Source organism: Phytobacter massiliensis JC163 (assembly GCF_000321045.1).
GTDB classification, from domain to species: domain Bacteria; phylum Pseudomonadota; class Gammaproteobacteria; order Enterobacterales; family Enterobacteriaceae; genus Phytobacter_A; species Phytobacter_A massiliensis.
The window spans coordinates 882,878-885,921 of sequence record NZ_HE578945.1; the positions used below are offsets into that span (position 1 = coordinate 882,878).

Annotated in this window: 5 protein-coding genes; 4 read left to right on the plus strand and 1 reads right to left on the minus strand. The window is 56.1% G+C overall.

Annotation, left to right across the window (positions count from 1 at the left end):
- The 4 genes from ENTHG_RS04450 to ENTHG_RS04465 all read left to right on the plus strand — a co-directional run.
- The coding region (locus ENTHG_RS04450; protein ID WP_425325293.1) for a bacteriophage T4 gp5 trimerization domain-containing protein at nucleotides 1–634 on the plus strand (634 nt) is incomplete at its 5' end.
- Nucleotides 635–645: 11 nt separating this feature from the next.
- Nucleotides 646–1,437: a DcrB-related protein gene (locus tag ENTHG_RS04455; protein WP_044174230.1), complete on the plus strand. Its 792-nt coding sequence runs from the start codon at nucleotides 646–648 to the stop codon at nucleotides 1,435–1,437.
- A gap of 2 nt (nucleotides 1,438–1,439) precedes the next feature.
- Nucleotides 1,440–2,591, plus strand: coding sequence for a PAAR domain-containing protein (locus ENTHG_RS04460; protein WP_044174238.1), 1,152 nt, complete (start codon nucleotides 1,440–1,442; stop codon nucleotides 2,589–2,591).
- Between the two features lie 2 nt (nucleotides 2,592–2,593).
- Nucleotides 2,594–2,821, plus strand: coding sequence for an Imm74 family immunity protein (locus ENTHG_RS04465; protein ID WP_044174247.1), 228 nt, complete (start codon nucleotides 2,594–2,596; stop codon nucleotides 2,819–2,821).
- A 19-nt stretch (nucleotides 2,822–2,840) separates the two neighbouring features.
- Here the strand turns inward: ENTHG_RS04465 and ENTHG_RS25955 are convergent.
- Nucleotides 2,841–3,044 (minus strand): hypothetical protein (locus tag ENTHG_RS25955; protein WP_222860426.1); only part of this gene is annotated, 204 nt, incomplete at its 5' end.

Genomic DNA, 3,044 nt, shown 5'->3' on the forward strand with positions numbered 1-3,044 from the left:
TTTTATTAACGGCGACCCGGACAGGCCAATCGTCACAGGCAGGGTCTATAACGAGGCCAGCATGCCGCCGTGGGCGCTGCCCGCCGCCGCGACCCAGATGGGCTTCCTGAGCCGCTCAAAAGATGGCTCCGCCGATGCCGCCAACGCCCTGCGCTTTGAGGATAAAGCCGGGGAAGAGCAGGTCTGGCTTCACGCCGAGCGCAATATGGATGTGGATGTCGAAAACGATGAAACCCACACCATTGAGAAGAACCACACTCATTTTGTCGGCGAAAACGAAACCCTGCGGGTCGTCAAAGATAAAAAAGAGGGCGTAAAAGGCGATATCACCTGCCTGACCGGCAACAACCGCAAGGATAAGGTCGTCAATAACTTCACCCTGTCGGTGGGGGATACCCTGCGCCTGGAGTGCGGCGACAGCGCGCTTGAACTGTCGAAAGACGGCAGCGTGAACATCATCGGTAAAAACCTCAACTTTACCATTAACGGTAACGCGCAAATCAACACTCCCGGCGGTGAACTGCATCTTAATCCCGACGATGGCGCGGCGGCGATTGTTGCCCCAGGCAGCGGCCAGCAGACCGCGCTCCAGCAGGAAGTGGACAGCTTCTTTGTTATTAACTCTTCGAAATAAGCGAACCAGGTATGGCTGAATATCTTCTCCAGGAAGCAACCCTTGAACTGCCGGATATCTTTAAAGACAGAACAATGAACCTGTTTACGCTTAACGATAACGGCGCCAGTGAATTTACCTTTGTTATTTCCCGTGCCAGCGCGAAAAGCGGCGAAAAGCTCCAGGCGGTTGCCGCAAGGCTGGCGCGCGAGCTGGAAGTGACCGTGCCTGATTTTCGCCTGCTGGGAACGGAAATGCGCGAGATTGACGGCCATCCGGCGGTGGAACTCTATTATCAGTTCACCAGTGACAGGGTGGCGATTTTTCAGCGCCAGTGTGTCGTGCTGCTTGACGAGCAGCCCGCCGGGAAAAAGATTGTCTGCTACGTGGGCACCTGCCAGGGGGAGTTTAACGACTATTACCTGCGTCAGTACCGGGAGATCATCGCCAGTATCAAGTTTCATCAGCAGAGCGAAGCCGCGCCCAGCCAGATGATTCCCGCCGATACGCAGGATCTCTTTTTTGCCCTCGATAGCGACAGTAAGGTGCTGACCGTGTTTGACACTATTCAGGCCCTTTACCAGCACCTGCCGCTACAGCGGGCGAAGGAGGGGCAATACCTGCTGTTTGCCGGCAACGGCGATCCGCTAAAAATTGCCCCCATACCGGGTAGCAATCCCCTGCGCTATGCGCTGTGGACGATGACGGCGGAAGCCTCAGGGCTTGCTTCCCAGCTTGCAGTTTGTCGGCAGGTGGTCGGCCCGGACGCGCTGAACACGCCGGAAAAAATCCGCGCCTTTCTGACACAGCGCAGAGCGCACTAACGATGGCGGAGATGCAGGCGGCGCGGGTAGATGATGAAATTGCCCATACCGCGTCGAAAGGGTGGATGATAGCCGGGCTGATTGGCGGGGCGGTGGTCGGCGCGCTGGCGGTTGTGGCAACCGGCGGCGTCGGGCTGATTGCGGTCTCGTCCATTGCGGCGGCGGCCTGCGCTGGCGGCGGGATGGGCGAACTGCTTGGCAGCATGTCCTGGGCGCCGCGCCACGTTACCGGCAAGCTGGGCGACGGCTCGCCTAACGTCTGGATAAACAGCCGTCAGGCGATTCGCGCGCATCTTTCCACCGGCAAGTGCGAGGAACACAGCGGCTCGCCCCAGCGTGTCGCCGAAGGCTCTATTAAGGTCTATATCAACAACTGGCCCGCCGCGCGCAAGGGCGACCTGCTCACCTGTAGCGCGGAAATCCATCAGGGGTCGGCCAACGTGCTGATCGGCGGTGAAAAAGCCCAGACCGATGAGATAAGCCCTGAAATCCCGGCCTGGGTTAACTGGACGATGCTTGCCGTCGGCGCCGGGGCGATGGCGGTGCTGGCCGGTCCTGTCGTCGCGCTGACCGCTACGGCAGGGGGGATGCTCGGCGGGACCGGCGGTAACTGGCTGGGCGGTGAAATTTTTGGCGAAGGCAGCGACGGTCAGAAATGGAGTATGTTTATCGGCTCGCTGGTGGGCGGCGGCCTCGGCGCCAAAGGCGGCATGAAATATCAGGCCTGGCGGGCCACGCCGAAACCGCTTATCAATATTCGCAAAATCAGCCCGAAACTGGCTACCGAGCCGGATACGGCCTTCTTCTGGTCGGGCCGCTCAAAAGGGATGGGCGGGCCGGATGTGGCGGAGGGCATTGCCCGCTCCCGCGGCGGGGTGACGCTGGAGTCCACCATCAAGGACAAGAACATCAAAATGCCGGAGTGGGATTTCGACAACCCGCAAAGTATCAAGGCCTGGGAAGATGTCTCAGCAGCCTATGCGAAACAGGTGAGCGGCGAGATCCGGGCGGTCGTTGGCGAGGAACTCAGGCCAGGAAATATCTGGGAGAATGTCGAATTGCCTCGATTGATGGCGAATGAGAAAGTCACTAAGATAACCACCATTGATCCTTACAGTCAGGCTGAGACAGTTATTTTTCAACGAGGGAACTAATAATGAAAATTACCGGCACGAGTTCTTATATTATTTTGGATATTGACGGCTGGAAAATTAAAGCAGAAGGCGAAATGGTGATCGGCGGCTTTTATGCTGAGATAAAAAGCATGCAGCAATTTGAACCGCCGCATGAAAAAACGCCGCTTACCGATGAAATAAAACAGAAATATATCGATGAGGCGATCAAAAAAACGGCAGGCTCACATATGGTGATCCATTTCGTTTAATTACCGCTACGTTAAACCGTCATATTTGCCAGGAATTTTCTGAAAATAAATGACTGGCACCCCATCCTGATACCAAATAACGGATAAAGCGGAAGCTGTCGCCCATTTTTGCAATACCCTCATGGATTGTCCGGTTGATTATATTTATCGCTCGGGCAGGATAATTTAATGGCTGCACCAGGTTCTTCATGCTTTCTGAAACGGAATTAACCTTATGCTCAAT